Source organism: Sulfuritortus calidifontis, from assembly GCF_003967275.1.
Lineage (GTDB): Bacteria > Pseudomonadota > Gammaproteobacteria > Burkholderiales > Thiobacillaceae > Sulfuritortus > Sulfuritortus calidifontis.
Window position 1 is genome coordinate 2,690,132 of record NZ_AP018721.1, and the last position, 22,600, is coordinate 2,712,731.

At 66.0% G+C, this 22,600-nt stretch carries 25 protein-coding genes; 2 read left to right on the plus strand and 23 right to left on the minus strand.

Annotated features, from left to right (window positions below; all coding sequences use genetic code 11):
- Positions 1-40 precede the first annotated feature (40 nt).
- The 6 genes from EL388_RS13600 to EL388_RS13625 all read right to left on the minus strand — a co-directional run bounded on the left by EL388_RS13600 (position 41) and on the right by EL388_RS13625 (position 4,113).
- Entirely contained in the window at positions 41-271 is a 231-nt protein-coding gene (locus tag EL388_RS13600) for a hypothetical protein (protein WP_197721796.1), read from the minus strand.
- 3 nt (positions 272-274) lie between these two features.
- Positions 275-1,015 (minus strand): AAA family ATPase, encoded by a 741-nt coding sequence (locus tag EL388_RS13605; protein WP_197721797.1) that lies wholly within the window; start codon positions 1,013-1,015, stop codon positions 275-277.
- A 23-nt stretch (positions 1,016-1,038) separates the two neighbouring features.
- Positions 1,039-2,781, minus strand: coding sequence for a Mu transposase C-terminal domain-containing protein (locus tag EL388_RS13610; protein WP_126463917.1), 1,743 nt, complete (start codon positions 2,779-2,781; stop codon positions 1,039-1,041).
- 194 nt (positions 2,782-2,975) lie between these two features.
- Positions 2,976-3,215: a hypothetical protein gene (locus tag EL388_RS13615; RefSeq protein ID WP_126463918.1), complete on the minus strand. Its 240-nt coding sequence runs from the start codon at positions 3,213-3,215 to the stop codon at positions 2,976-2,978.
- A 251-nt stretch (positions 3,216-3,466) separates the two neighbouring features.
- Positions 3,467-3,835 carry a hypothetical protein gene (locus tag EL388_RS13620; protein ID WP_126463919.1) on the minus strand — a complete coding sequence of 123 codons (369 nt, stop codon included), beginning with the start codon at positions 3,833-3,835 and terminating at the stop codon, positions 3,467-3,469.
- Entirely contained in the window at positions 3,832-4,113 is a 282-nt protein-coding gene (locus EL388_RS13625) for a helix-turn-helix domain-containing protein (protein WP_126463920.1), read from the minus strand. Before EL388_RS13625 ends, EL388_RS13620 begins: the two co-directional genes overlap by 4 nt.
- A gap of 75 nt (positions 4,114-4,188) precedes the next feature.
- Between EL388_RS13625 and EL388_RS13630 the strand changes: the two genes are divergently transcribed.
- Both EL388_RS13630 and EL388_RS13635 read left to right on the plus strand, forming a co-directional pair.
- Positions 4,189-4,581, plus strand: a complete 393-nt coding sequence (locus tag EL388_RS13630) for a helix-turn-helix domain-containing protein (RefSeq protein ID WP_126463921.1) — start codon at positions 4,189-4,191, stop codon at positions 4,579-4,581.
- A gap of 139 nt (positions 4,582-4,720) precedes the next feature.
- On the plus strand, positions 4,721-5,332 hold the full coding sequence (locus EL388_RS13635; RefSeq protein WP_126463922.1) for a hypothetical protein: 612 nt from the start codon (positions 4,721-4,723) through the stop codon (positions 5,330-5,332).
- 183 nt (positions 5,333-5,515) lie between these two features.
- Here EL388_RS13635 and EL388_RS13640 read toward each other — a convergent pair whose 3' ends face one another.
- The 17 genes from EL388_RS13640 to mnmG all read right to left on the minus strand — a co-directional run bounded on the left by EL388_RS13640 (position 5,516) and on the right by mnmG (position 22,586).
- On the minus strand, positions 5,516-6,928 hold the full coding sequence (locus EL388_RS13640; RefSeq protein ID WP_126463923.1) for a bifunctional diguanylate cyclase/phosphodiesterase: 1,413 nt from the start codon (positions 6,926-6,928) through the stop codon (positions 5,516-5,518).
- Between the two features lie 144 nt (positions 6,929-7,072).
- Entirely contained in the window at positions 7,073-7,834 is a 762-nt protein-coding gene (locus tag EL388_RS13645) for a ParA family protein (protein WP_126463924.1), read from the minus strand.
- Between the two features lie 217 nt (positions 7,835-8,051).
- Positions 8,052-9,878: a glutamine--fructose-6-phosphate transaminase (isomerizing) gene (gene glmS, locus EL388_RS13650; protein WP_126463925.1), complete on the minus strand. Its 1,827-nt coding sequence runs from the start codon at positions 9,876-9,878 to the stop codon at positions 8,052-8,054.
- 141 nt (positions 9,879-10,019) lie between these two features.
- Positions 10,020-11,396: a bifunctional UDP-N-acetylglucosamine diphosphorylase/glucosamine-1-phosphate N-acetyltransferase GlmU gene (gene glmU / locus EL388_RS13655; RefSeq protein WP_126463926.1), complete on the minus strand. Its 1,377-nt coding sequence runs from the start codon at positions 11,394-11,396 to the stop codon at positions 10,020-10,022.
- 125 nt (positions 11,397-11,521) lie between these two features.
- Entirely contained in the window at positions 11,522-11,947 is a 426-nt protein-coding gene (locus tag EL388_RS13660; protein WP_126463927.1) for a F0F1 ATP synthase subunit epsilon, read from the minus strand.
- A gap of 12 nt (positions 11,948-11,959) precedes the next feature.
- Positions 11,960-13,339, minus strand: a complete 1,380-nt coding sequence (atpD, locus tag EL388_RS13665) for a F0F1 ATP synthase subunit beta (RefSeq protein WP_126463928.1) — start codon at positions 13,337-13,339, stop codon at positions 11,960-11,962.
- Between the two features lie 25 nt (positions 13,340-13,364).
- Positions 13,365-14,231 (minus strand): F0F1 ATP synthase subunit gamma, encoded by an 867-nt coding sequence (gene atpG / locus EL388_RS13670; protein WP_126463929.1) that lies wholly within the window; start codon positions 14,229-14,231, stop codon positions 13,365-13,367.
- A 24-nt stretch (positions 14,232-14,255) separates the two neighbouring features.
- Positions 14,256-15,797 (minus strand): F0F1 ATP synthase subunit alpha, encoded by a 1,542-nt coding sequence (gene atpA, locus EL388_RS13675; protein WP_126463930.1) that lies wholly within the window; start codon positions 15,795-15,797, stop codon positions 14,256-14,258.
- 21 nt (positions 15,798-15,818) lie between these two features.
- The gene (locus EL388_RS13680; RefSeq protein ID WP_126463931.1) at positions 15,819-16,355 is read right to left on the minus strand and encodes a F0F1 ATP synthase subunit delta; all 537 of its coding nucleotides are present in this window, start codon (positions 16,353-16,355) and stop codon (positions 15,819-15,821) included.
- A gap of 2 nt (positions 16,356-16,357) precedes the next feature.
- Positions 16,358-16,828 carry a F0F1 ATP synthase subunit B gene (locus EL388_RS13685; protein ID WP_126463932.1) on the minus strand — a complete coding sequence of 157 codons (471 nt, stop codon included), beginning with the start codon at positions 16,826-16,828 and terminating at the stop codon, positions 16,358-16,360.
- Between the two features lie 40 nt (positions 16,829-16,868).
- On the minus strand, positions 16,869-17,108 hold the full coding sequence (gene atpE, locus EL388_RS13690; protein WP_126463933.1) for a F0F1 ATP synthase subunit C: 240 nt from the start codon (positions 17,106-17,108) through the stop codon (positions 16,869-16,871).
- A 43-nt stretch (positions 17,109-17,151) separates the two neighbouring features.
- Positions 17,152-18,003, minus strand: coding sequence for a F0F1 ATP synthase subunit A (gene atpB / locus EL388_RS13695; protein ID WP_126463934.1), 852 nt, complete (start codon positions 18,001-18,003; stop codon positions 17,152-17,154).
- 10 nt (positions 18,004-18,013) lie between these two features.
- A complete protein-coding gene (locus tag EL388_RS13700) occupies positions 18,014-18,364 on the minus strand; it encodes an ATP synthase subunit I (protein WP_165919189.1) in 351 nt (116 codons plus the stop codon).
- Between the two features lie 77 nt (positions 18,365-18,441).
- Complete coding sequence (locus EL388_RS13705; RefSeq protein ID WP_126463936.1) at positions 18,442-19,287, minus strand: ParB/RepB/Spo0J family partition protein; 846 nt, start codon at positions 19,285-19,287, stop codon at positions 18,442-18,444.
- Positions 19,274-20,059, minus strand: coding sequence for a ParA family protein (locus tag EL388_RS13710; protein WP_126463937.1), 786 nt, complete (start codon positions 20,057-20,059; stop codon positions 19,274-19,276). The genes EL388_RS13705 and EL388_RS13710 overlap by 14 nt, the downstream gene beginning before the upstream one ends.
- A complete protein-coding gene (gene rsmG, locus EL388_RS13715; protein ID WP_126463938.1) occupies positions 20,059-20,691 on the minus strand; it encodes a 16S rRNA (guanine(527)-N(7))-methyltransferase RsmG in 633 nt (210 codons plus the stop codon). Before rsmG ends, EL388_RS13710 begins: the two co-directional genes overlap by 1 nt.
- A complete protein-coding gene (gene mnmG / locus EL388_RS13720; protein ID WP_126463939.1) occupies positions 20,688-22,586 on the minus strand; it encodes a tRNA uridine-5-carboxymethylaminomethyl(34) synthesis enzyme MnmG in 1,899 nt (632 codons plus the stop codon). The genes rsmG and mnmG overlap by 4 nt, the downstream gene beginning before the upstream one ends.
- Positions 22,587-22,600: the final 14 nt, after the last annotated feature.

Genomic DNA, 22,600 nt, shown 5'->3' on the forward strand with positions numbered 1-22,600 from the left:
TACTCCTGTCACTCCGCCCGGCCAGGCGGCATGCCCTCTGTCAAATCAGCTCCGCGATGCGGCAGCCCGCGCAGTCCTCGCGCGGGCAGGCGCTGCAGATCGCGTCGGCATCCAGCGCCGCGGCGCGCCTCTCCTGCTCGACGATCGCCACCAGCGCTTCGTATCTCGTCTTGAGCTCCTGCGCGCCGCGGTAGCTGCCGCCGCGCAGCTCGCTCGCCGTGCTCTTGGCGCAACCAAGCACGGCCTGGATGTCCGCCAGCCGCAGCGCCATGCATCACGCCTCCACCGCATGCCGGTTCGCGCTCCAGGCCAGCGCCGCATCGAGCACCGGCATGGTCAGCGCCGTCACCCCCTGCGCATCCATGATCGAGCGGCACTCCTGCGCGATCTCCAGCGCGTCGCGCCACACGCCCTTGCGCGCGCCGATCCAGAAGCGCGTGATCACCTCCTTGTCCTGGCACTCGCCCACGATGGGCCGCAGCACGTGCGCGTACGTCTCGGCGCGGTCGAGCAGCCCCATGCGGCATCGCTTGGCGCCGATGCGGCTGCCCAGCTGCACCAGGTAGTCGCGGCTTTTGGGGCTTGCGAACTGCCGCTCGTAGAGTTCCGTGCCCACCAGCAGCACGCCCACGTTGCACTCGTCGGCCAGGTAGCGCAGCGCCTCCAGCCCGCGCCAGTTGAGCTTGTTGGCCTCGTCCACCACCAGGAGCCGCCGCGTCTCGGGGTCGGCCTCGCGCCGCTCGGCCAGCATCCTGTCCGCCGCGCCGTGGCCTTCGATGCCCAGCGCCGCCGCCGCTTCGCGCAGCAGCTGATGCCGGGTGATCCCGCCCCAGCAGGCGATGCGCACCCCACCCAGTCTGGCGGCGATCTCCTTGGTCGCCGTGGTCTTGCCCGTGCCGGGGCTGCCCACGATCTCGCCGATGGGGTGATCGGCCGCCATCACCCGCCGCGCCGTCAGCAGCGCCTCCTTCATGTACTTCGTCTCGCGCCGCTTGGCCGCATTCGTCTCATGCAATGCGTGCACGTTGCCCTCTTTGCTCATGCCATTCTCCTTTCGTCGTTTTCCAGCCACAGGCGGACCTCATCCGCCTCCTCGTCCACCACCCCGTGGCGGTTGGCCACGAGGTCCGGGTTCCTGGGCAGCGCCCGCGCGAGCGCCGCCTCGAGCTGCGCCTGCCGCGCCGCCACCATCTGCTGCGCATCTGCGGTGAGCTGCACCTTCGCCGCCCGGCGGCTCGCCTCCTCGACCACCTCGGCCACGCCGCCGAGCCGCGCGAACTCGTCCATGAGCTCGCGCGGGTCGAGCCAGGCCACCTGCCCGCGCATCACCTCCACCACCTGCCGCGCCTCGCTGGCGAGCTTGGCGGCGAACTTCGCGCCCTCCGGGTCGCCCCAGGCGAACACCGGCATCGCCAGCGCAACATGCACGCGCCCGCCAGCCCACACATACGCCGCATCCGGCGCGTGGCGCGGCCAGCGCACGACCACCTTCTCGCCGTCGAAAGCGATCAAGTCCTTGCTGTAATACGTCCAGCCGCCCACCCGCACCTGCCCCATGCGGCAGCGCACCTCGTGCGTCTCGCCGAACGCGAACCCAAGCGCCTCCGCGTCCACTTGGTAGGGCACGAAGCCATCCGCCAGGAACTCGCCCATCTTCTCCGCCGGGCTCTTGCCGTCCAGGTGCCCGCTCTGCGGCGTGGCGTTGTAGGCCGCCACCGCCTGGGCGAGAAAGCCCTTCAAGTCTTCAACCGGCACCGCTGTCACACCCTTACCGAGCGTCGCCACCTTCTTGCGCATCCGGTCCGACCCTGAAAACGCCGGGTGCCAGCCCATGAAGTGCAGGAGGTTGCCGAAAGCGCCCTCGATGAGCTTGGCGCGCGGCTTGAAGGGGATCGAGCGCGTGACGATGCCGTAGTGCTCGGCGGCCATGTGCGCATCCCACGTGCCGCCGAACGCCCCGCCGGTCAGCCGGGTGAGTTCCGCCCAGGCATCGAGCATCGTCGTCCACGAGAATTCCGACCCGTTGTCCAGATACAGACGCCTGGGCATGCCAAACGGCGCGCTCTGGCATATGGCGGTGAATGAGAGCGCCACATGGTCGCGCCGCACGCCGCCGCCCTTGCCCGGCAGATGGCCGGTGATGTGGATCATGTTGGTCGCCGCATCCATCCAGGCGATCAGCCGCGCCCAGGCGATCTCGCCATCGGGCCGCAGCACCGGGATGTCGGCGGGAGAGACGTCGCCGAACACGCAGTCGCCAGGCTTGAGCGCCGCGCGCGTGCGCATCACCGCGGGCGTGCGGTCGTAGAACCCCTTGGCGTCGCGGTCTTTGAGCGCCACCAGGCTGTAGCGCCGCTCGCCATCGACGAACCGGCGCGGCAGCCGGCACACCCGCTTGGCCACCGTCTCCGCGCAGCCGGTGGCCTCCACCGTCAGCCTGATTAGCACCGGCTGCGCCAAGAGCGCCACCTGCCGCCAGCCATTCTTGCCCTGCTGCGCCCACAGCCCGCGCACCGCGCGCGCCATCTCGGCGGCAATTTCCAGCAGCTTGTCCTCCGGCACCATCGCCCCGCGCATGAAGGTCTCCCACGCCTCGGCGATGATCACCCGCGCCTGCCCACGGTCTGCGCGAGGCTTCTCCACCAGCGCCTTGTCACCGCCCTGGCGGTACGCCTTGACCCATCGATAGAGAGTGGCAGCCGTCGTGCCGTGGCTCTTCGCGTGCCGCTCGATCGCCGTGCGGCCCGCGATCTCGCCCTTGAGGATGGGCGTGATGATCATCTTGCGCCGCGCCGCCTCGATCAGCCGCGCCTCGTCTGGCCGGATGGGCGACTCGCCCCCAGGGGTGAGCCCACCCGCGCCGGTGGCCGCCGGGCTGGTATCGACGGGGAGAGGGCAACGCCCCGCCGGGATGGGCTCGCCGCTGGGGGCGGGAAGGGGGGCGGGAAGGGGAGCTACATTTGGCGTAGCGGGCGTCACCGCACCCTCTCCCCGCGCCGGTTGAACACCTGGAGCGCCGCCTCCGGACACTCCAGCAGCACCGAGGCCGCCGCCTCGTGCCGGCAGCCGTATATCGAGTCCTGCCGACAGTGCGTCCAGTCCCGCCGCACCGCCCAGCGCAGCAGCCACCGCACCGGCGACGCCGGGCTGCCATTGCCCATCCGCTCGATCACCGCCACCAGCCTGCCCTGGCCGTCCATGTAGCAGTACTGCATCGTGTTCTCCTGTCTGTGAAAACCGCGCCAGCGCCTGGCGCGCCTGCCAAAGCTCAACCGCCTGGCGCACATCGATCGACTTCCCTCGCCGCCTGAAGGCCGTCGGCAGATCCTCCACCCGCCAGCGCTTCGCCCCGCCCAGGCCAGCCCGGTCGTGATGCGGCGGCCAGTCGGGGGAGGCGGTCCATTTATTGCGCACCGTGTGGTAATCCACGCCCACCGCCTCGGCGATGGCGGCCAGATCGACCAGATCAGAAGCGGAACGCGTTGTGCTCATGATCAAAGAGCTCCGGTGCGCGGCGGCCAAACGCCTCGATCTCCTCGTAGATCACGTCGCTGTGCATATCCAGATCGCACAGCGGCAACAGCGCGTCATGTTCGATGCGCCACAACGCCTCGCGCGCCTGGATCGCTGCCCACACCGCCGCACCCAGGGAGAAATCGGCGCTCACCTTCTTTCCTGCAGCCTTCGCCCGCGCCACGAGTGCGTGATAAAGCAGATGTCCCCAGGCCTGTTCCAGAGTCATCTCTGGTCGCTCCTCGGCATCTGCCGCGACCTTGTCGAGCACTTCCTTCACGTCCCAGTCCATCAGCGGATACGGCAACATGCTCCCGGTCATGACCGCACCCCACCGCGCGCAGCCTGCCGAAGCAGCGCGATCAGTTCCTCCGCGCTCGCATCCTTGGGCGGGATCACCCCGTCCTTGATGCCCAGCGCCACCGCCACCCTGTGCGTGTCGCCGCGCACGCCAACCAGCCGCCCGCGCACCACCTCATTGACGATCCTGGGGTTCACCCCAAGGGCCCGCGCCAGCGCCGTCTGGGAAATCCCCAGCCGCTCGATGGCCTCGCGCGCGCGGCGCGCGCGCTCCTTATCAATCCGCACCGTCTCTGCCATACTGCCACCTCGTGGAAGTTGAAACGTCACGGTGGGAAGTATGGTTCAAAATTTTGAACCTTGCAAGGGGGTGTGGTGCAGAATTTTGATAGAGGGAGCCGCCTGCGTGAGGAAAGAGAACGGCTTGGCCTAAGTCAGACTGATTTCGCCTCTATTGGAGGCGCGTCAAAGGGGTCTCAAATTCTTTACGAGAAGGGCAAGCCGCCAACTGCGGATTACCTTGCTGCAATCGCCGACGCAGGTGCCGATGTCACCTACATCCTCACCGGCAGCCGCGAGCGGCCCGCCTCGGAACTCACCGATCGCGCGCGCCTTCAGGCCGCCATCGAGGTCATCGAGGAAGGCCTGGGCGACAAGCACCTGCCGCCGGACAAAAAAGCCGAAGCCATCTTGGTCGCCTACGAGCTGCTCGCCGAGCCCGCCGCCACCCGCGCCAAGGTCATCGAGCTCATCCGCCGTGTGGCGTGAACGGGTGCAAGTTATCGGGTGCAAGTTCGCCAAAGGGTGCAAGTTATCGGGTGCAAGTTCGCCAAAGGGTGCAAGTTATCGGGTGCAAGTTCAAAACTCGAACTTGCACCCTTTCATCAACCAGCACAGGGGAGAAACGATGGAAGACAAGAAGCAGAAGCTCATCGAGATCGTGCGCGGCGCGGCCAGAAAGACGACCCGCCGCAAGCCCGCCCGGCCCGCGCCCGCCGTGCGCATCGAGGGCAGCCACAACATCGTCGGCGACGGCAACACCGTCATCCACGCCCAGACCGTGCGCCCGCGCAACACCATCGATCCGCGCGCCTCAGAGCTGTCGGAAGCCCAGAAGCTGCGCCTGCGCGAGCTGCTCAATGAGTGGATCGCCGTCCACAACACCGTCCGCACGCGCGCCAGGCCGCTCACCCATGCCGCTGCATGGTCTTCATTTCAAAAGAAATTTCGCGTCACGAGCTATCACATCCTGCCGCTCGCCCGCTTCGACGAAGCCGTCCGCTGGCTCCAGCAGCAGCGCGCCCGCATCGACGGCATGAAGACCGCGCCACTGCGCGACGCACGCTGGCGCGCCCGCCAGATCGCCTACATCAAGGCCCGCTGCAAGAACCAGCTTGGCGATGCCGAACTCTACCGCGCCTACATCCAGCGCCGCTTCTGTAAGTCGTCGCTCGCCGAGCTGACAGACGACGAACTGGCCGCGACACGTGCCTACATCGCACAAAAGACGCCAGCCTGACGATTCCTTAAACGCCTGTCACGCGCAGAAGTGCGCGCATTTTGTCGCATATAATGCGTGCACACCGTGCGCCCTGTGGATAACACTCTTAACCACTTGATTTCCCGCCATTTCCCACCGCTTCCCGCGATTTCCCGCCCAAATTTTGTCGCACGCATCTCGTCTCAAATAATCTTTTCCAACCTAGCGGCGCCACAGGCTGCACCGCCGGGCCGCAGTCTCGATCACCCACAGGCTGAAATCGTAGATCAGGCCGGTCTGCTCCATGGCCGTAATGAACATCTCCGAGGGCACGAAGCCGCGCGCCTTGTGCGGCCAGCGGGCCAGGGCCTCGAAGCCGACCAGGGTGCCGCTGGCCGGCGCCAGCTTGGGCTGGTAGTAGAGCTGGAACTCCTGATGCTGCAGGGCCGCCTGCAAGTCGCTGAGCAGGGCCAGACGGCCGGTGGCGAAGGTATCGTAGCTGGTGTCGTAGAGCCGGACGTCGTTGCGGTTCTGCTTGGCGACGTACATGGCCGCATCGGCGTGCTTGAGCAAGGCGGTCACGCTGTCGCCATGATCGGGATAGATGGCGATGCCGACGCTTGCAGTGGTGGTCACGTCCTGACCACCCAGGGTCACAGGCTGCTTCAAACTTTGCTGCAACTTGTGCGCCATGCGGATCGCGGCCTCGGTCCCGGTATTGGGCAGAATGCACAGGAATTCATCCCCGCCGATGCGGCCGAGGGTGTCGATCGGCCGCGTCAATCCAGCAAAGCGGGCCGCCACGGCCTTGATCAGCTGATCGCCCTCGTCGTGGCCGAGGCTGTCGTTGACGTCCTGGAAGTGATCGAGGTCGATCAGCAGCACCGCGACAGCCTCGCTTGGGCCGGCCATGGCCATCTGCCCTTGCAGGCGATCGCGCAGCAGGGAACGGTTGGGCAGGCGCGTCAGCGGATCGTAGAGTGAAAGAAATTCGAGTTCCTGGTTGGCCATGGCCAGGCGGTTGTTCAGCATTTGCAGCCGGCCCTGATATTCCTCGGCGGCCTGCTGGGCCTCGCGTACCTTCTGCATGGCCATGGCGTTCTCGATGGCGATGGCCACTTGGCCGGCGAACAGCGTCAGCACATCGAGATCGCGCTGGGTGAAATCGCCGCCGCCACGCTTGTTGAGGCCGGCGATGCCGCCCAGAAAGTGTTCGCGCCCGATCAGCGGCACCAGGATCAGGGTGCCCGCCTCTTTCTCCCAGCGAGTCTTTTCCTGCGGGCTCAATTCCTCGAGCACGCCGCGCCACCACGGCCGCTTGTGCTTCCAGACCCAGCCACAGACGCCGAAATCGAGCGGCAGCGACTGGCCGACGATCTCTTCGGCGTTCGCGCCGGAGCCGGCGCGGTAGGTATATTCGTCGCAATCGGGATTGAGCAGGGGAATGAGCACGGTCTCGGCATCGATCAGCTCGCGTGCCCGGTCGACCACCAGTTGCAGCACGGTATCCAGGTCGAGTTCGCTGCCGACGGCAAGGGCGGTTTCCTTGAGCATGGCGATATCATGCTCGCGCCGTTCGAGCTCGGCCTCGAGCGCAGCGATCCGCGATTCACGGCTTGTCGGTTCTTCGGCCATGCTGATGTTGCCTCCCACCCCGGCCCCTTCAAGGTGCCGGATCTGTTGACAGGTTTAGACCTGCTCTAATGCCTTTCTAGCACAAGGCCGGATATAGAGGGAGCCCGGCTTGGCAGCAGGGTGGCTATGACCCGGCCTAGCTGATTATTCGAAGAAACCCTTGGACAGCAGCTCCATGGTCAGCACCCGGTAGTCGTGGGCGCCGGTGGAATCGGCGGCATAGGCGAAGATGTCCATGCCATGGGCCGGGCTCTCGGCCAGGGCCAGATCGTCGGCGATCTTGGCCTCGGTCAGTTCATTGGCATAGCGCTGCTTGAGCGTGGCCAGGGCCTCGCGGCACTGCGGCTTGTCCTCGGCGTAGCGGGTGACCACCATGCGCCGCTCGATGGCGCGGCCCAAGGGCTTTTCCAGCACGCGCAGGGCGATCTCGGTGCGGTGCAGGCCCTGCATGGCGAGAAAATCCGAGGTCACCGGGATCAGCACCCGGTCGGCAGCGAACAAGGCGTTCAATGTCAACACCGACAGGGCCGGGGCGCAGTCCATCAGCACCGGGCTGTTGTCGCCGCCCAATTGGTTCAGGCCGCTGCGCAGCTTGGCCGCCACGCCCTTGACCCCGCCCAGCATGGAATCGACCTTGGCCAGGTCGGGGTGACCGGGGATGATGCGGATGCCGTTGGGCAACTGGCGCACCAGCTGGGCCAGGGGTTTGTCGTGCAGGAAATAGGCCGAGGCGCAAGCCTCGCCCGGCAGGCTCTTCAGCCCGAGGGCCAGGCTCAGATGGGCCTGGGGATCGAGGTCGATCAGGATGGGTTGACGCTCCAGCATGACCAGCGCCGCCGCCACGTTGAGGGTGGTGGTGGTCTTGCCGACCCCGCCTTTCTGGTTGAAGACCGCTACGACTGCCATGGTGTCTCCTTCTTTTATTCCACGGTCACCGATTTCGCCAGGTTTCTGAGCCCGCGTTCTCTCGCAACGTCATGTGACGATCACTCCACCGTCACCGACTTGGCCAGATTGCGGGGCTTGTGGCTTCGGCCGCGCTCCACGCTTGACGCCGGCTGCGCCGGCATCAGCCTGCGCCGCAAGCCCCGCCCCGTGTTCTCAAGCAATGCCATGCCGGCTGTCACTCCACCGTCACCGACTTGGCCAGATTGCGGGGCTTGTCCACGTCCGTGCCTTTGACCAAGGCTGCATGATACGCCAACAGCTGCACCGGGATGGCGTGCACCACCGGCGACAGCACGCCGACATGGCGCGGGGTGCGGATGACGTGCACCCCTTCGGACTCGGTGAAGTGGCTGTCGAGGTCGGCGAACACGAACAGCTCGCCGCCGCGCGCCCGCACCTCCTGCATGTTCGACTTCACCTTCTCCAAGAGGCTGTCGTTCGGCGCGATCACCACCACCGGCATCTCGGCATCGACCAGCGCCAGCGGGCCGTGCTTGAGCTCGCCGGCGGGGTAGGCCTCGGCGTGAATATACGAGATTTCCTTGAGCTTGAGCGCGCCTTCGAGCGCGATCGGGTAATGCAGGCCGCGGCCGAGGAACAGGGCGTGCTGCTTGGCGCCGAAGCGCTCGGCCCAGACGGCGATCTGCGGCTCCAGGTTGAGGGCGTGCTGGACGCTGCCGGGCAGATGGCGCAGGTCTTCCAGATAGGCGACGGTCTGTTCGTCGTCGAGCCGGCCCCGCAGCCGGGCCAGGGTCACGGCCAGGATGAACAGGGCGACCAGCTGGGTGGTGAAGGCCTTGGTCGAGGCCACGCCGATCTCGGCCCCGGCCCGGGTGTAGAACACCAGGCGCGAGGCGCGCGGAATGGCGCTCTCCTGCACGTTGCAGATGGCCAAAGTGTGCGCGTGGCCCAGGCTCTTGGCGTATTTCAGCGCCTCCAGGGTGTCCAGGGTCTCGCCCGACTGGGAGATGGTGACGACGAGATGCTTCGGGTTGGCCACCACCGGTCGGTAACGGTATTCGCTGGCGATCTCGACCTGACAGGGCAGGCCGGCAATGGCCTCGATCCAGTAGCGGGCGACCGAGCCGGCATAGAAGCTGGTGCCGCAGGCGAGGATCTGCACCCCCTCGATCTGCTCCAGCACGGCGCCGGCATCCGTGCCGAACAGGGTCGGGCTGAAGCCCTCGTCGAGCACGGCCTCGAGGGTGTCGGCCAGGGCGCGCGGCTGCTCGTGGATCTCCTTCTGCATGAAGTGGCTGTAGGGGCCGAGCTCGAGCGAGGCGATGGAGACGTCGCTCACATGCTCGCGCCGCTTTACGGGCTTGCCATTCTGGTCGTGGATGAGGATGCCGTCGCGCCGCACCGCGGCGACATCGCCCTCCTCCAGGTAGATCACCCGGCGGGTGCTGGAGAGCACGGCGGAGACGTCGGAGGCGATCAGGTTCTCGCCGTCGCCGCGGCCGATCAGCAGGGGGCAGCCCATGCGGGCGCAGACCACGAGATCGGGTGCATCGAGCGCCACCACGGCGATGGCATAGGCCCCGACCAGTTCGCGCACCGCCGCTTCCACCGCGGCGAACAGGTCATGGTGTTGCTGGTAGCGTTGATGCACCAGGTGGGCGATGACCTCGGTGTCGGTCTGCGATTCGAAGCTGTAGCCGGCCCGCTTGAGCTCGGCCCGGATGGCCTCGTGGTTTTCGATGATGCCGTTGTGCACCACGGCGATCAGGCCGCCCGAGACATGGGGATGGGCATTGGGCTCGGTCACGCCGCCGTGGGTGGCCCAGCGCGTGTGGCCGATGCCGATCTGGCCGGCGAGGCCCTCGGCCGCCGCCGCCTGTTGCATCTCGCTCACCCGGCCGACCCGGCGCACCCGCTTGATCTCGCCATCGAGCACGGCGATGCCGGCCGAATCATAGCCGCGGTATTCCAGGCGCTGCAGGCCCTCGATCAGCAGGGGCACCACGTTGCGCCGCGCGACCGCGCCGACGATGCCGCACATGTCAGCGCTCCGCTTTCAGTAAGGCGTGAGGAAAAAGGCGTGAGGAGAAAACCATCCCCGCCCGATAGGGTGACTGCGACATATGTCTATCCGCCTGTTTGCCTGCTCTGAAGTTACGCCTCACGCCTCACTCCTCACTCCTCACGCCTTACTCTTCTTCACCGGCCGCTTCCAGCCGGCGATGGTCAACTGCTTGGGCCGCGACAGGGTGAGCTGGCCGGGCGGGGCGTCGCGGGTCAGGGTGGTGCCGGCGCCCAGGGTGGCGCCACGGCCGACGGTGACCGGCGCCACCAGCTGGGTATCCGAGCCGATGAAGGCCTCGTCCTCGATCACCGTGCGGTGCTTGTTGGCGCCGTCGTAGTTGCAGGTGATGGTGCCGGCGCCGATGTTGACCCGGCTGCCGACCGTGGCGTCGCCGACGTAGGACAGATGGTTGATCTTGGAATCGAAGCCGACCTGGCTGTTTTTCAGCTCGACGAAGTTGCCGATATGGGTCCGCTCGGCCAGCTCGGTGCCGGGCCGGATGCGCGCGTAGGGACCGATCCGGCTGCCGGCGCCGATGCGGGCGCCCTCAATGTGGGTAAACGGCAGGATCTCGACCTCGGCCTCGACCTCGACGTTCTTCAGCACGCAGTGGGCGCCGATCTTCACCCCGTCGGCCAGTTGCACCCGGCCCTCGAACAGGCAGTTGATGTCGATGATCACGTCGCGGCCGCAAGCCAGCTCCCCGCGGATATCCAGCCGTTTGGGATCGAGCAGGGTCACGCCCTGGGCCAGCAGCGCCTCGGCCTGGTTGTGCTGGTGGGTGCGCTCCAGTTCGGCCAGCTGGGCCCGGCTGTTGACCCCGAGTACTTCCCACATCGCGCCGGGGTGACAGGGCTGGATCGGCACCCGCTCGGCCGCCGCCATGCCTATGACATCGGTCAGATAGTACTCGCCCTGGGCGTTGGCGTTGGACAGGCGCGCCAGCCATTGGCTGAGCTGGCGCACCGGCATGGCCATGATACCGGTGTTGACCTCGTGGATCGCCAGCTCGTCGGCGCTGGCGTCCTTGTGTTCGACGATGCGCTCGACCCCACCCTGGGCGTTGCGCACGATGCGACCGTAGCCGGCGGGGTTGGCCAGGCGCACCGTGAGCAGGGCGACGGCGCCGCCGCGGGCGATGGCCACCATCTCCTGCAAGGTCTCGCTGCGGATCAGTGGCACGTCGCCGTACAAGATGAGCGCGATGGCCTCCGCATCCAGCCGCGGCAGCGCCTGCTGCACGGCGTGGCCGGTGCCCAGTTGCGGCGCCTGCAGCACCCAGTCCAGATCGTCGCGGCCGACCGCCTGCGGCAAGGCATCGCCGCCGTGGCCGTAGACCACGCAGATGCGCTGGGGGTTCAGCCGGTCGGCGGCCGCGATGACGTGTTCGATCAGGGGGCGCCCGGCCAGGGGATGCAGCACCTTGGGCAGGTCGGAATGCATCCGGGTGCCCTTGCCGGCGGCGAGAATGACGACGTTGAGGTGTGCGCTCATATATTTTCACTGCCGCGAAGGCCGCGGGCATGGGCCAGAAGTATAAACAATTCGCCCGCGCGGCGCGGCCTGCGCCATGAAAAAAGGCAGCCCGGAGGCTGCCTTGCGTGCGTGCCGATGCCGGCTCAGGCCTTTCTGCGCCGCAGTTTCTCGATCGCCTGCAGCTGGGCCACGGCCATGGCCAGCTCCGCCTCGGCCTGGGCGTATTCCATGGCGGAGGTGCGATTCTTCATCGCCTCCTCGGCGCGCTGCTTGGCCTCCAGGGCACGGGCCTCGTCCAGGTCCGCCCCGCGCACGGCGGTGTCGGACAGGATGGTGACCACGTGCGGCTGCACCTCGAGAATGCCACCGGAGACGAAGATCAGATCCTCGGTGTCTTCCTGCGGCTTCTTGATCCGCACCGAGCCGGGCTTGATCCGGGTGAGCATCGGCGCGTGGCGGGGGTGGATGCCCACCTCGCCCATCTCGCCCGGCACGATCACATACTCGGCCAAGCCGGCGTAGATGGACGCCTCCGCACTGACGATGTCGACATGAATGGTCATGGCCATAACGCCGTTTCCTTACTGAAGGGTCTTGGCCTTCTCGACTGCCTCGTCGATGGTGCCGACCATGTAGAAGGCCTGCTCGGGCAGGTGGTCGTATTCGCCGGAGACGATCGCCTTGAAGGCGGCGATGGTGTCCTTCAGCGAGACGTACTTGCCGGCGGCGCCGGTGAAGGCCTCGGCCACGAAGAACGGCTGCGACAGGAAGCGCTGGATCTTGCGGGCGCGGGACACGACCAGCTTGTCCTCGGGCGACAGTTCGTCCATGCCCAGAATCGCGATGATGTCGCGCAGCTCCTTGTACTTCTGCAGAGTGCCCTGCACGGCACGAGCCACCGTGTAATGCTCCTCGCCAACCACCAGCGGGTCGAGCTGGCGGGAAGTGGAGTCGAGCGGGTCCACTGCGGGGTAGATACCCAGCTCGGCCACCTGACGGGACAGCACCAGGGTAGCGTCCAGGTGGGCGAAGGTGGTCGCCGGCGACGGGTCGGTCAGGTCGTCGGCGGGCACGTACACGGCCTGGAAGGAGGTGATCGAGCCGGTGCGGGTCGAGGTGATGCGCTCCTGCAGGCGGCCCATCTCGTCGGCCAGGGTCGGCTGGTAACCCACGGCGGACGGCATCCGGCCCAGCAGGGCGGACACTTCGGTACCGGCCAGGGTGTAGCGGTAGATGTTGTCGACGAAGAACAGCACGTCACGACCTTCGTCGCGGAAGTGCTCGGCCATGGTCAGGCCGGTCAGCGCCACGCGCAGACGGTTGCCCGGCGGCTCGTTCATCTGGCCGTAGACCAGGGCGACCTTGTCCAGCACGCCGCCTTCCTTCATCTCGTGGTAGAAGTCGTTGCCCTCGCGGGTGCGCTCGCCCACGCCGGCGAACACGGAGAAGCCGCTGTGCTCGACGGCGATGTTCCGGATCAGTTCCATCAGGGTCACGGTCTTGCCCACGCCGGCGCCACCGAACAGACCCACCTTGCCGCCCTTGGCGATCGGCATGATCAGGTCGATCACCTTGATGCCGGTTTCCAGGATCTCCACGGCGGCAGCCTGGTCGGCGTAGGCCGGGGCCTTGCGGTGGATGGGGGCGGTGGTCTCGGCATTCACCGGGCCGGCCTCGTCCACGGGCTCGCCCAGGACGTTCATGATGCGGCCCAGGGTGGCCTTGCCCACCGGCACGTTGATCGGAGCGCCGGTGTTCTTCACGGTCAGGCCGCGCTTGAGGCCGTCGGTGGAGCCCATGGCGATGGTCCGGACGATGCCGTCGCCCATCTGCTGCTGCACCTCGAAGGTGAGCGGCGGGCTGTCCATCTTGATGGCGTCATACACCTTGGGCAACGCCCCGCGGGGGAACTCCATGTCCACCACCGCGCCGATGATCTGAACGATTTTTCCTTCGGTCATGGCTTAAGTCCTAAAAATAAAATCTTTAAACCGCCGCGGCGCCGGAGACGATCTCCGACAGCTCTTTGGTGATCGCGGCCTGGCGGGTCTTGTTGTAGACCAGCTTCAGTTCACCGATCACGTTCTTGGCGTTGTCCGAGGCCGCCTTCATGGCGACCATCCGGGCCGATTGCTCGCAGGCCATGTTCTCGGCCACCGCCTGATAGATCAGGGCCTCGATGTAGCGCTCCATCAGCACATCGATCACGCCCTTGGCCTCAGGCTCGTAGATGTAGTCCCAGTAGGCCGTGGTCTTCTCCACCGCGGCCTCGGCCGTCAGCGGCAGGAGCTGGGTGTACTGGGCTTCCTGCTTCATGGTGTTGATGAAGCGGCTGTAGACCAGGTACAGGGCGTCGATCTTGCCCGACTTGTAGTTCTCGAGCATGACGTTGATCGGGCCGATCAGGCGCTCCATGTGCGGCGAATCGCCCAGGCCGGTGGCCTCGGACACGACGTTGCCGCCCAGGCGCTGGATGAAGCCCAGGCCCTTGTTGCCGATGGCGGTGACGTCGACCTCGATGCCCTTGGCTTCCCAGTCCTTCAGCTTGCCCAGCACCATGCGCAGGGCGTTGGTGTTGAGGCCGCCGCACAGGCCCTTGTCGGTCGACACCACGATCAAGCCGACGCGCTTGATGTTCTCGCGCGCGACATAGAACGGGTGCTTGTACTCGGAATGCGACTGGCTCAGGTGCGCCATCACGTGCGCGATCTTCTCGGCATAGGGGCGGGCCGCCTTCATGCGCTCTTGTGCCTTGCGCATCTTGGAGGCGGCCACCATTTCCATGGCCTTGGTGATCTTGCGCGTGTTTTCGACGCTCTTGATCTTGGTGCGGATCTCTTTTCCGGCAGCCATATTGCTCTCGACTCTCTAGCCGGCTCAGTAAGCCGCGCTGGCCTTGAAATCCTCGATGGCGGCGACCATCTGCTTCTCGGTATCCGCGTCCAGGTCCTTGGTGTCCTCGATTTTGTCCATGAGGGACTTGTACTTGCTCTTCATGAAGGAGATCAGGGCGGCTTCGAAGGCCAGGGCCCGCTTCACCTCGACGTCGTCCAGGTAGCCGCGGTTGACGGCGAACAGGGTGACGGCCATCTCGGAGATGCTCATCGGGGCGTACTGGAACTGCTTCATCAGCTCGGTGACCATGCGGCCGCGCTCCAGCTGCTTGCGGGTCGCCTCGTCCAGGTCGGAGGCGAACTGGGCGAAGGCCGCAAGCTCGCGGTACTGGGCCAGGGCCAGACGGATACCGCCGCCCAGCTTCTTGATCACCTTGGTCTGGGCGGCGCCACCGACGCGGGACACCGACAGACCGGCGTTGATGGCGGGGCGGATACCGGCGTTGAACAGGTCGGTCTCCAGGAAGATCTGGCCGTCGGTAATCGAGATCACATTGGTCGGCACGAAGGCGGACACGTCACCGGCCTGGGTCTCGATCACCGGCAGCGCGGTGAGCGAACCGGTCTTGCCCTTGATCGCGCCCTTGGTCGCCTTCTCCACATAGTCGGCGCTGACGCGCGCGGCGCGCTCGAGCAGACGGGAGTGCAGGTAGAACACGTCGCCCGGGTAGGCTTCGCGGCCGGGCGGACGGCGCAACAGCAGGGAGATCTGACGGTAGGCCCAGGCCTGCTTGGTCAGGTCGTCGTAAACGATCAGGGCGTCCTGGCCGCGGTCGCGGAAGTACTCGCCCATCGAACAGCCGGCGTACGGCGCGATGAACTGCATGGCGGCCGGGTCGGAGGCAGTGGCGGCGACCACGATGGTGTGCTCCATGGCGCCGTGCTCTTCCAGCTTGCGCACGACGTTGGCGATGGAGGACGCCTTCTGGCCGACGGCGACGTAGATACAAATGACGCCGGTGCCCTTCTGGTTGATGATGGCGTCGACGGCGACGGCGGTCTTACCGGTCTGACGGTCGCCGATGATCAGCTCGCGTTGGCCGCGGCCGATCGGCACCATGGAGTCGACCGACTTCAGGCCGGTCTGCAACGGCTGCGACACGGACTGGCGATCGATCACGCCCGGGGCGATCTTCTCGATCGGGGAGGTCTCGCTGCAGTTGACCGGGCCCTTGCCGTCGATCGGACGGCCCAGGGCGTCGACCACGCGGCCCATCAGGGCCTCGCCCACCGGCACCTCGAGGATGCGGCCGGTGCACTTGACCGTGTCGCCCTCGGTGATGTGTTCATACTCGCCCAGCACCACGGCGCCGACCGAGTCGCGCTCGAGGTTCAGGGCCATGCCCATGGTGTTGCCGGGGAATTCCAGCATTTCGCCCTGCATCACGTCGGCCAGGCCGTGGACGCGGACGATACCGTCGGTGACGGAAACCACCGTCCCCTGGGTGCGGAGCTCGGAGCCGGCCTCCAGGTTCTGGATCTTGCTCTTAATCAGCTCGCTGATTTCGGAAGGGTTGAGTTGCATATCGACTCCAGATTCTTCAGATCAACCTTGCAGGGTGACAGCCATATCGGCCAGCTTGGCACGCACCGAGGCATCCAGCACCTCGTCGCCCACGGTAATCACGGCACCGCCGATCAGCTCGGGATCGACCGCGTGGGTCGCGCTCACCTTGCGGCCATATTTCTTCGCAAGCTTGTCGACCAGGCCGGCCAGTTGCGCCTCGTTCAGCGGGAAAGCGCTGACGATGTGGGCTTCCAGCGCACCCTCGGCCTCGGCCTTCATTTCCTCGACCAGGCGGGCGATCACCGGCAGCACGGGCAGGCGCTTGTTTTCGGCCAGCACCTTGATGGTGTTGACACCCTCTGCATTGAGTTTGCCGCCACAGACCGCCAGCACCAGCTCGGCCGCTCGATCGCTCGATACGGCGGGATTGGCGATGACTGCCGCCATCTGGGGGTCCGCCACCACGGCGGCGGCCAGATTCAGCATGTCGGACCAGGCGGCCCAGGTGTTTTGCTCCTTGGCCAGGCGCGCGATGGCCTCGGCGTAGGGGCGGGCAATAGTGACGACTTCGGCCATGATCAAAGCTCGTTCTTGACGGCTTCGAGCAGATCGCCGTGTGCCTTGGCATCCACTTCGCGACGCAGGATCTTCTCGGCGCCGGCGACGACCAGGGCAGCGACCTCACCGCGCAGCTGCTCGCGGGCACGCATGATTTCCTGCTCGATCTCGGACTTGGCGCCCGCGATCATGCGGTCGCCTTCCGCCTTGGCGGTCTCTTTCGCCTCGTCGATCAGCTGGGCCGCACGCTTCTCGGCCTGGGCGATGATCTCGGCGGCCTTCTGCTTGGCCTCGTGCAGGTTTTCGCTCGCGCGCTTGGCGGACAGCTCCAGCTCGTGCTTGCCGCGGTCGGCCGCCGCCAGACCGTCGGCGATTTGCTTGCGCCGGGCCTCGAGGGCGTTGACAACGGGTGGCCACACGAACTTCATGCAGAACCACACGAACAGGAAGAACGTGATGGACTGCCCAATCAGGGTCATATTGATGTTCATGCCCGAACCTCTTGCGGGTTAAGCCTTGGAAATACGACGCTTAGGCAGCGACCGCGAACAGGACGTACATGGCCAGACCGACAGCGATCATCGGCACGGCGTCGACCAGACCCATGACGATGAAGAACTGGGTACGCAGCATCGGGATCAGTTCGGGCTGGCGGGCGGCGCCTTCCAGGAAGCGGCCACCGAGCACACCGATGCCGATGGAAGCACCCAGGGCACCCAGACCCATCATGATGGCGCCAGCAATGAACAGCAGAGCTTGTACTTCAGTCATGTTTCTCTCCTAAAGAAAAATCAATTAAAAGCAAAAAATCTGTTTAGTGATGCTCTTGATGCGCCATGTCCAGATAGACGATGGTCAGCGTCATGAAAATGAAGGCCTGCAAGGTGATGACCAGGATGTGGAACACGGCCCAGGCCCACTGCAGGACACCGCCAGCCAGCACGAGCATGGCGCCGCCGGAGAACATGAGGGCGATCAGGATGAAGATCATCTCGCCGGCATACATGTTGCCGAACAACCGCAGGGCGAGGGACACGGGCTTGGCGATCAGGTTCACGCCCTCGAGGAACAGGTTGGCCGGCAGGCCGAACTTGCCGAAGGGTTGCAGGGTCAGTTCGCCGACGAAGCCGCCGACACCTTTCATCTTGACGCTGTAATACAGCACCAGGAGGAACACGGCGATGGACATGCCGAAGGTGGCGTTGGGGTCGGTGGTCGGCACGACCTTGAAGAAGAGGTGCGGATCGCCGGTGATGGTGGCGGCCAGTTTGGGCAGCCAGTCGATGGGCAGCAGGTCCATCGCGTTCATCAGGAAGATCCAGAGGAAGATGGTCAGCGCCAGGGGGGCGACCAGGGGGTTGCGGCCGGAGAAGGAACCTCGCACGGAGCTGTCGATGAATTCGACCACCCATTCGACAAAGTTCTGCAGGCCGCCGGGGACACCGGTGGTGGCGCGCTTGGCCGCCTTGGTAAAGAAGAACAGGAAGAGCAGGCCCAGGAAGATGGACCAACCCATGGTGTCGACGTTGATCGCCCAGAAGCCCATTTCCTTGGCTTCGGCGGCGCTGTGTGCCAGGCCCCAGGTGCCGTCGGCCTTCTGACCATAGGTCAGGTTTTGCAGGTGGTGCTTGATGTATTCCGTCGAGGTCAGCGTTTCTGCAGACATTTTTCTCTTCTCACCGAAACAACAAGGCAGCCAGCACCCAGGCCAACTGCCCGATCACGAATCCCAACAAGAGGGGCAGGCCGGCCAGGTTGAGCACGCCAAACCCGATCGCCAGCCATGCGCCGACTACTGCATATCGCTCCAGACTCGAGCGGTAAAACGATTTGAGATGCCTGTCGGCATCGCAGTGATAATCACGTTCGCCCTGCTTGAATCGCCACATCAGAAGACCGGTGTTGATCAGGGCCGCAAACGCACCATAGAGAACCGACAGCGCATCCGCTAAACCCGCTTGCTGCCAGGCAATCAGGCCCGCCGCAAGCACGCTGGCAAACTGCAGCGCCAGGGAACGTAACAACATTAGCAGAACATTATATACATAAATTAGGGGGATTGATACAACCATCAAACACATTGATGGTTGTATCTGACGGGAAATCAGCGGATGCGCTTGAGGATGCCGTCGAGCTGGTCCAGGCTGGCAAACTCGATAGTCAGTTTACCGGCGCCCTTCTGGTTGGAGTGAATACTCACCTTGGCGCCCAGTTTCTCGGCCAGGCCCTCTTCCAGGCGCTGCACGTCGCGATCCTTGCTCGTGCTGGTTTTTTTGATGGCTTCTTTCGGCTGCAACAACCGCGCGGCCAGATGTTCGGCCTCGCGCACCGAGAGGCCGCGCCGCACGATCTCGTTGGCCGCCTCGGTCTGCTTGGCGTGGGTCAAGGCCAGCAGGGCGCGGGCATGGCCCATGTCGAGCTCGTTCGCCATCAGTTGGGCCTGCACCGGCTTGGCCAGATTGAGCAGGCGCAAGAGATTGGTCACCGCGGTGCGTGAGCGGCCGACCGCCTCGGCCGCGGTCTGGTGGGTCATGTCGAACTCCTGGATCAGGCGCTGGATGCCATGCGCCTCTTCCAGCGGGTTCAGATTCTCGCGCTGGATGTTTTCGATCAGCGCCATCTTCAGGGCGGAGGCATCGGCCACCTCGCGCACCAGCACCGGCACCTCGCGCAGACCGGCCAGCTGGCTCGCCCGCCAGCGCCGCTCGCCGGCGATGATCTCGTAGCGGCCGCCGGGGATGGCCCGAGCCAGGATGGGCTGCATCAGGCCCTCTGACTTGATCGACTCGGCCAGCTCGACCAGCGCGGTCTCGTCCATCTGCGTGCGCGGCTGGTACTTGCCCGGCTGCAGGCTCTCGACCGGCAATGTGAGCAAGCGCTCGCCCTCTTTGGTTTCACCGCCGCCCAACAGGGCATCCAGGCCCCGACCCAAACCTTTAAGCTTTGCCATGTTGACGTCCTTCTTCCCTGCGGATGACTTCTTCTGCCAGTTGGAGATAGGCCTGCGCCCCGCGCGAGGCCTTGTCGTAGGCCAGGGCCGACAGGCCGTAGCTGGGCGCCTCGGCGACCCGCACGTTGCGCGGGATCACCGTGTCGTAGACCTTGTCGCCGAAATGGCCCTTGAGTTGGTCGGCCACCTGCTGGGCCAGGGTGTTGCGCGGGTCGAACATGGCCCGCAGCAGACCCTCGATCTCGATCGCCGGATTCAGGCCGGCCTTGACCTTCTTCACGGTGTTGACCAGATCGGTCAGGCCCTCGAGCGCGTAGTATTCGCACTGCATCGGGATGATCACGGCATGGGCCGCGGCCAGGGCGTTGACGGTCAGCAGGTTCAGCGCTGGCGGGCAGTCGATCAGCACGAAATCGTAACGGCCGGCGGCCGCCTCCAGCGCCCGGCGCAAGCGATACTCCCGCTCGCTCTGGTCGACCAGTTCGATCTCGGCGCCGGCCAGGTCGCGGTTGGCGGCGAGGACGTCATAGCCGGCGGACTCCGAGTGGCAAACCACCTCGTCGAGCCGCGCCTGATTCAAGAGCAGGTGGTAGACCGTCTGCTTCACCTCGCGCTTGTCGATGCCGCTGCCCATGGTGGCGTTGCCCTGCGGGTCGAGGTCGATCAGGAGCACCCGCTTGCCGAGCAGGGCCAGGCCGGCGGCCAGGTTGACCGCCGTCGTGGTCTTGCCCACTCCGCCCTTCTGGTTGGTAATTGCAAAGATGCGCGCCATCAGGCGGTCTCCTCCTCTGCTTGCAGCACGATCAGATGGCGCTCGGCCGCGAGGCCGGGCACCTTGAGCACGGCGTCGCGCTTGAGCCGTGCCCCTTTCAATTGGGCGATCTCCTCGTTGGGATAGACGCCCTTCATTGCCAGCCATTCGCCACCCTTTGCCAGGGCATGCCGGGTGGCGCGGACGAATTCGCTCAGATCGCTGAAGGCGCGGCAGACGATCTGGGGATACGGCGCGCCCGGCCGGTAGGCCTCGGAGCGGTCGCACACCACCTCGACGTTGGCCAGCTTCAACTCGATCACCGCCTGCTGCATGAAGGCGGCCTTCTTGTGGTTCGAGTCCAGCACGGTCACCCGCAGCTCAGGCCGGGCGATGGCGAGCGGGATGCCGGGCAGGCCGCCACCGCTGCCGACGTCGAGCAGGCGCTCACCCGTCACGTAGGGCAGCAGGGCCAGGCTGTCGAGCAGGTGATGGGTCAGCATCCGCTCCGGCTCGTGGATGGCGGTGAGGTTGTAGGTCTGGTTCCACTTGGCCAGCAGCGCCAGGTAGTCGAGCAGCCGGGCCTGGGTCGCTGCGTCGAGATTCAGCCCCATCTCGGCCAGGGCCTGGGAAAACTGTGCCGACAGGTTCATGCGCGCTTTTTGTCCAACAGTTCGCCGCGTTTGAGATGGACCAGCAGCACCGAGATCGCCGCCGGCGTGACACCCTGGATGCGCGCCGCCTGGCCCAGGGTGGCGGGCCGCTGCTGGTTCAGTTTCTGCCGCACCTCGATCGACAGCCCGGTCAGCTGCATGTAGTCGAAGTCCTCGGGCAGGCGGGTTTCCTCGTAATGGCGCTGGCGCTCGATCTCGTCGCGCTGGCGCTCGATGTAACCGGCGTACTTGGCCTGGATCTCCAGCTGCTCGCGCACCTCGGCGTCCGGCACGGCCGCGCCGGCATTGGGCAGGGTCATGAGACTCTGGTAGCTCACCTCGGGCCGGCGCAAGAGCTCGAACAGGCTGTACTCCCGCTCGATTGGCTTGCCCAGCACGCGCACCGCCTCGGCCTCGGGCAGCAGGTTCGGATTGACCCAGGTCGATTTCAGGCGCTCGGCCTCACGCGCGATGGCCTCGCGCTTGGCCTCGAACCGGGCCCAGCGTTTGTCGTCGACCAGGCCGAGCCGGCGCCCGATCTCGGTCAGGCGCAGGTCGGCGTTGTCCTCGCGCAGGGAAAGGCGATATTCGGCCCGGCTGGTGAACATGCGATAGGGCTCGGACACGCCGCGCGTGATCAGGTCGTCCACCAGCACGCCCAGATAGGCCTCGTCCCGCCGTGGCCACCACGCTTCTTTCTCCTGCACATGAAGACCGGCGTTGAGGCCGGCCAGCAGCCCTTGCGCCGCCGCCTCCTCGTAGCCGGTGGTGCCATTGATCTGGCCGGCGAAGAACAGGCCCCGGATCGCCCGGGTCTCCAGCGACGGCTTCAGGCCGCGCGGGTCGTAATAGTCGTATTCGATGGCGTAGCCCGGGCGCAGGATGTGGGCGCGTTCCAGGCCGCGGATCGAGCGCACCAGCTCGAGCTGGACGTCGAACGGCAGCGAGGTGGAGATGCCGTTGGGATAGATCTCGTGCGTGTTCAGGCCTTCCGGCTCGAGGAAGACCTGGTGCGAGGCCTTGTCGGCGAAGCGGTGGATCTTGTCCTCGATCGACGGGCAATAGCGCGGGCCGATGCCCTCGATCACCCCGGTGTACATGGGCGAGCGGTCGAGGCCGGCGCGGATGATGTCGTGCGTGCGCTCATTGGTGTGGGCGATCCAGCACGGCAGCTGTTTCGGGTGCATGGCCCGATCGCCAAGGAAGGAGAACACCGGCTCCGGGTCGTCGCCCGGCTGCACCTGCATGACCGAGAAATCGATGCTGCGGGCGTCCAGCCGCGGCGGCGTGCCGGTCTTCAGGCGCCCGGCCGGCAGCTGCAATTCACGCAGGCGCGCGGCGAGCGAGAGGGCGGGCGGGTCACCCATGCGCCCGGCCTGGAAGTTCTCCAGCCCGACATGGACCAGACCGGCAAGGAAGGTGCCGGCGGTAAGCACCACGGCGCGGGCGCGGAAGACGATGCCGAGCTGGGTGCGCACCCCGACCACGCGGTCACCCTCGAGCAGCAGGTCGTCGACCGCCTGCTGGAACAGGGTGAGGTTGGCCTGGTTCTCCAGCCGGCTGCGGATCGCCTGCTTGTACAGCACGCGGTCGGCCTGGGCCCGGGTGGCACGCACCGCCGGGCCCTTGGAGGAATTGAGGGTGCGAAACTGGATGCCGGCCGCATCGGTCGCCAGCGCCATGGCCCCGCCCAGGGCGTCGATCTCGCGCACCAGATGGCCCTTGCCGATGCCGCCGATCGAGGGGTTGCAGGACATCGCGCCCAGGGTCTCGAGGTTGTGTGTCAGCAGCAGGGTGCGCACGCCCATGCGGGCGCAGGCGAGCGCGGCCTCGGTGCCGGCATGGCCGCCACCCACCACGATCACCTCGAACTGGTCGGGAAAGGCATAGGACATCGACGATGCCCCCT